At 43.9% G+C, this 5069-nt stretch carries 6 protein-coding genes; 5 read left to right on the forward strand and 1 reads right to left on the reverse strand.

Features of this window, described 5'->3' with window-relative positions:
* Nucleotides 1-134: 134 nt before the first annotated feature.
* The 5 genes from ACFQ2O_RS19925 (at nucleotide 135) to ACFQ2O_RS19945 (ending at nucleotide 4124) form a co-directional block, all read left to right on the forward strand.
* Nucleotides 135-1286, forward strand: a complete 1152-nt coding sequence (locus ACFQ2O_RS19925) for a putative sensor domain DACNV-containing protein (RefSeq protein WP_377532189.1) — start codon at nucleotides 135-137, stop codon at nucleotides 1284-1286.
* 128 nt (nucleotides 1287-1414) lie between these two features.
* Entirely contained in the window at nucleotides 1415-1996 is a 582-nt protein-coding gene (locus tag ACFQ2O_RS19930) for an RNA polymerase sigma factor (RefSeq protein WP_377532192.1), read from the forward strand.
* 25 nt (nucleotides 1997-2021) lie between these two features.
* The gene (locus tag ACFQ2O_RS19935) at nucleotides 2022-2666 is read left to right on the forward strand and encodes a hypothetical protein (RefSeq protein ID WP_377532194.1); all 645 of its coding nucleotides are present in this window, start codon (nucleotides 2022-2024) and stop codon (nucleotides 2664-2666) included.
* 322 nt (nucleotides 2667-2988) lie between these two features.
* Nucleotides 2989-3438, forward strand: a complete 450-nt coding sequence (locus tag ACFQ2O_RS19940; protein WP_377532197.1) for an ExbD/TolR family protein — start codon at nucleotides 2989-2991, stop codon at nucleotides 3436-3438.
* 251 nt (nucleotides 3439-3689) lie between these two features.
* Nucleotides 3690-4124: a hypothetical protein gene (locus ACFQ2O_RS19945; protein WP_377532200.1), complete on the forward strand. Its 435-nt coding sequence runs from the start codon at nucleotides 3690-3692 to the stop codon at nucleotides 4122-4124.
* An 89-nt stretch (nucleotides 4125-4213) separates the two neighbouring features.
* Here ACFQ2O_RS19945 and ACFQ2O_RS19950 read toward each other — a convergent pair whose 3' ends face one another.
* Nucleotides 4214-4456 (reverse strand): hypothetical protein, encoded by a 243-nt coding sequence (locus tag ACFQ2O_RS19950; RefSeq protein ID WP_377532203.1) that lies wholly within the window; start codon nucleotides 4454-4456, stop codon nucleotides 4214-4216.
* Nucleotides 4457-5069: the final 613 nt, after the last annotated feature.

Genomic DNA, 5069 nt, shown 5'->3' on the forward strand with positions numbered 1-5069 from the left:
CTATAGATTTGAGTTGTACTATAGTTTCATTAAAAGCTCTGCCAACTGTAATAAGCTGATTTTTACCTTATCAATTACCTATACACCAACCAGAAGGCGGTTTTTAAGTATAAAATTGCTCTAAACACACATTAATGATGCACTCATCCTCAGAAACTACTTACCAGGCTGCTAAAGCTGTAGCAAAAACAATTGAAGAACACTTTCGAAATCAGCTTACGAAAGCAAGAGCGCAAGGTAATAATGAACTGGCCCCAGAACCAAGTGCAGCGGTTATAGAAAGCATAATTGATACGCTATTTTGGTCTAGTTTACGACGTGAAGAAGGTGTGTCTCCCAAAATATCCTTAGCCTACGTTTCGCCGGAGCAGGCTGGCGCTCCCATCATCTTCGAGCATCGCCTCGAACTTACGTCAGCCGTACTGGCCAAGCTATCGCCTGCTGTAGAAAGGCCCGGCGTACACCTGGGTGTATGGCAAGATGAAGGCAAGCTTTACATTTGGGGAGCAACACGGGTTATCCCCAGTTTATGCTTTGTATTAGACGTTTCGGCACCTGCCTTGCTTGTTATAAAGCATCGGCGGATAGGCGGCGTAGGTAAATTTGCCAATGTAGCCGTACTGAAGGGAGATCAGGTAAAAGTAATAAACGAACAGGCTGCCAGCTTACCAGACTGCCCTTCATTGCTGGCTACATTGCTTAATTTTTCATCTTCCTACTCAGACCACGACGGCGTGAATATATTAGTCCAGTTAGCGGTCTCGATGCGGGCGCACGGGCGGGGTGGTACTTTGCTGATTGTACAGTCTGGCACCGACTCCTGGAAAAAATCTATCATACACCCTATCCTCTATAGTATTGCACCTGCTTTTCATGGTTTGGCAGATCTGATGCGGCAGGAACAAAGCGAGCGAAGCAAAAGTATCTGGCAGGGATCTTTGCGCAACGCTGTAGAGGGAGTGGCAGGTCTTACAGCAGTAGATGGTGCCACCATCATAACAAATGAATATGAGTTGCTGGCATTCGGAGCTAAAATCGGCCGGCCGGAAGGTAAACCTCCAATCGATAAAGTAGTTTTCACGGAACCCATTGTAGGCAACCAACCTACTACCCTATCTCCGGCACAGCGTGGAGGAACAAGGCATCTTTCGGCAGCACAATTTGTGCAGGACCAACCGAATGCTTTTGCCTTAGTGGCCTCTCAGGATGGCGCCTTCACCATTTATGCCTGGTCGGCATGCGATGAAGTGGTGTATGCGCATCGGGTAGATACTTTATTGCTGTGATAAGTATAATTCAGAGTTATTACACTACCTGTTATCAGCTGATTTGCAAACCGCAAAGTATAACTTGGAGCTTTGCAGCTAAAATGTGCTGAAATTTTCTTTAATTGAAAAGAAGATTTAAAGCACGTATGTTTCTCAAACTTTTTTCTAAAGCCCGCCCCCCTGATGACCTGGAGTTGGTAAAGCAATACCAACAGACAGGCGACTTGGCCTGCATTGGAAAACTGTTTGACAGGCACACCGAAATGGTCTACCTCATCTGTATGAAGTATATGCGTGATGAGGAGGAAAGCAAAGATGCCACCATGCAGATTTTTGAAGGGATGGTGAAGAGCCTTCGGAAGTATGAGGTGCAAAATTTCAAAAGCTGGCTGCACACCACTGCACGAAATCATTGCCTGATGCTGCTGCGCGCTCAGAAACAGCGGGAAAAAATCTTGCCACGAAATGTGCAGGAAAATGAGTATACCATCGCTTCAAGCATTTTAGAGGATGAAAACAACCCGGAACTAGAGTTGCAAACCTTGGAACAGGGGCTACAAGACTTGCCAACAGCCCAACGCACTTGCATAGAGTTGTTTTACCTAAAGCAAAAAAGCTATAAGCAAATTGCTGAACAAACAGGACTCAGTCTTAATAACGTGAAGAGCTACATCCAAAACGGCAAGAGGAATTTAAAACTTTACCTGGAGAAGAACAATGCGAAGTGACGAAAGCCAGCTGGCGAACATAAGTATGCAAGAGCACCCTTCGGTTGAGCTGTTGCGCCAATACGAAGAGGGTGCGCTACCAGAGCATATAAACCACCAGCTGGAAAGCCACATGCTTAACTGCGACCTTTGTACCGACATAGTAGACGGCATGGTGCTGGCCGACCGCACCCAGAGCAGAGCCGCCGCAAATTCAGTTGGGCAGCGGCTGAAGAACCGGCTCCGCAAACAGAAGAAAAAGCGCAACATCCTACACGGTTTAAGTGACTGGCGTGTAGCTGCTGCTATACTGATGATGTTCTTTTCCCTGGCCCTGCTGGTGTACTACCAGTATGTAAGATCGTCTTCGTCTCAGAAAACGGCAGCCAAAACAGAACAAAACACTAACAACTTAACCACCAGCACCGCCTTTGTAAGTTTACCACAAGGAGCTACCTATTACACTAAGGAAGGCACTACGATAGTAGCAACAGGCAAGCTCTCCTATCGTGATCAGGTGCAGGTGATAGGTTATACTTCAGCCATAGGTCAGCAACCAGATGCTGCGCTGGCAAACGGGAAGTGGGCAGTTGTCAAGATAAAGTCTAATACAGGCACACAGCAAGAACAACAGTCAGCAGACTTGTTTTACATCCTCAGCAAACATCTTACACATCAAGGCTCAGAATAATCAAGCTTTTACAAAACAGTCTACCCGGTCTCGAACCATACATACTTTGTTTCTCAATTGCCTCACATTAAAGGCCCTGCTTTATAAAAGCAGGGCCTTATTTCTGCTGTACCCGCACACAAATAGCCTTTTGCTAAAAATCTTAAAAAAAGTTAAAAAAGATTTATGGAATTCTGTGCATTCGTGCATCTACTATACAAAAGCACAAGATAAAGGAGCTGAATAGTAAATGTAAAACCAACAGACGCAAAGGAGGCACAACATGGCACAGGTACAAGAAAACTCAGAACCGATTAAAGGAGCTAAAGCAAGAGCAAAAAGAATGTCAGCCCACTTAGATATGACACCGATGGTAGACCTTGCCTTTCTGCTACTAACCTTTTTTATGCTAACCACTACATTCGCTAAACCCCAGGCTATGGATATCAGCATGCCTATAGATGAAGGCACTTCGCCTGTGAAGGCTAAAAACGCACTAACGGTAATTTTAGGAGAGAAGGACAAAATCTACTACTACTTCGGTTTTGCAGATGATGTACCAGAAGTACTGGAAACTGACTTCTCCTCCACCGGAATCAGAAGTGTGCTCCTATCAGAAAAATTAAGGGCTAACCCAGAGTCGGTTGTGCTGATTAAAGCGACAGAGGCTTCGCGCTACAGAAACCTGGTGGATATACTGGATGAGATGAAGATTACAGACACCCGAAAGTACGCTTTAGTAGACCTGGCTACGGCCGACAAGCTACTGTTGCAGGAAAAAGGCAACCTGTAGCCCCATAAAAGATAAAACAGCCCCTGTTACAGGGCTGCTTCAAGATATAGGATTATAATTGTTTACTAACGGCCATCCTTTTGGGGTGGCTGTTTTTTTGTGCGCTCTGCAAGATAAACTTTCGTCTGCACTACTGCAAAACTGCCAAGCAACTCTTCAAGGGTAAAGCAATCGTTATTCAGGATACCGCAGGCTTAATTGATTTGAAACATTAATTTATATCTTTACAGCAGAAACCAACAATCAACAACATGTATACAGGAATACAGCATTTACATTCTTACATGACCTATTTGGTGCTACTAGGCGTGCTTATCAGCTTCGGAAGCGCACTGGCAGGCATGTCTGGCAACAGGCCATTTACAGACGGCGACAGAAAGCGTGGCTTACTTGGCCTTATACCTGCTCACCTGCAGTGGATAATTGGTCTTATACTTTATTTCATTTCACCGTTAGGGGCCTCTAATTTTTCAGGCGCAGCCATGAAGGATTCCGTATCCAGGCTATATATGCTGGAGCACCCGCTTACGATGGTTATTGCAGTTGTGCTGATCACCATTGGTTATTCCCGTGCAAAACGCATGATCGGTACACAGGGTGGTTTCAAAAGCATCGCCATATTCTACGGCATAGCACTGCTCCTGATTCTTATCCGTATTCCCTGGAATGCATGGCCAGGTAACTAAGCGTAGTATATTATATAAAAGCAGCAAGGCCAACTGAGATTAATTCTCAGTTGGCCTTGCTGCTTTTATGAAACAGGTCATCTAACTCATTATCTGATCCAATCTCTTCTCTGACTAAAATGGTTACAGCCAAACATAGCGCCCGTAATCATTTCAAACTGCTTTGGTGTATTATCTTCAACCTTGGATTCGTGTACCAGTGGTAACACATAAGACGGCTCCATTGCATGCTGGCCAGTCAATTCATCACATACGCCAAAGTCGTTGCTTTGTAGCTGCACTTTCTTTTGGTCTTGCTCCCAATGGGTGCATTTATTGCAAGTCGCTTCCATATCTTTTTCTTGTTAAGTTTCTAAATCAACTATACAGTTATACTTCCTAACCTGCCTGTTTTGTTACGACAACTCGCTAGTTTATAAGCAATTTAGAATGGTAACAAATAACAATTAGCGCTTAAAACGACTCCACAAATCATCATATAAGTCAATTATACCGTGGTCATACTAAAAGTCTTAAGGGGTATTGTAGTTATAGTTGGTGATTGTGTAATGCGCCTTAGAAACTGTTTAACAATCCTATTTCTTAGGTAGTTATAAAACGCTAAATGGAATTTTGCTTTTCATGATCTTGCAGGGCAGATTTTAGAACATCATGCTATAAAGAGTAGGGACAGCAATAGTATGATAACTAAGATAGGTGGCGAGTGGAAGAAGGCTGTTACTTAAAAAAAAGGAAGGGAGAGCTACCCTAGCACCCATCATGGACAGCTGCTCCCTCCTTAGTTTATGTATGTCAGCAAAACGCAGAACATATACCTCAGCTAATGTTCTGCTAACTGTTTCATACATTTATGTTCAAGATACGGCACTATTCCTTGTGAACCCACTAACTAGAGGTTTTTTATCAAGTTAAGGGTGTATTATACCAAGTTAAACCTGACTTATA

Source organism: Pontibacter rugosus, assembly GCF_042678745.1.
Lineage (GTDB): Bacteria > Bacteroidota > Bacteroidia > Cytophagales > Hymenobacteraceae > Pontibacter > Pontibacter rugosus.

Coding starts and splice junctions, on each gene's coding strand:
- ACFQ2O_RS19925 (WP_377532189.1), top strand. CDS start 135: ATGATGCACTCATCCTCAGAAACTACTTACCAGGCTGCTAAAGCTGTA.
- ACFQ2O_RS19930 (WP_377532192.1), top strand. CDS start 1,415: ATGTTTCTCAAACTTTTTTCTAAAGCCCGCCCCCCTGATGACCTGGAG.
- ACFQ2O_RS19935 (WP_377532194.1), top strand. CDS start 2,022: ATGCAAGAGCACCCTTCGGTTGAGCTGTTGCGCCAATACGAAGAGGGT.
- ACFQ2O_RS19940 (WP_377532197.1), top strand. CDS start 2,989: ATGTCAGCCCACTTAGATATGACACCGATGGTAGACCTTGCCTTTCTG.
- ACFQ2O_RS19945 (WP_377532200.1), top strand. CDS start 3,690: ATGTATACAGGAATACAGCATTTACATTCTTACATGACCTATTTGGTG.
- ACFQ2O_RS19950 (WP_377532203.1), bottom strand. CDS start 4,456: ATGGAAGCGACTTGCAATAAATGCACCCATTGGGAGCAAGACCAAAAG.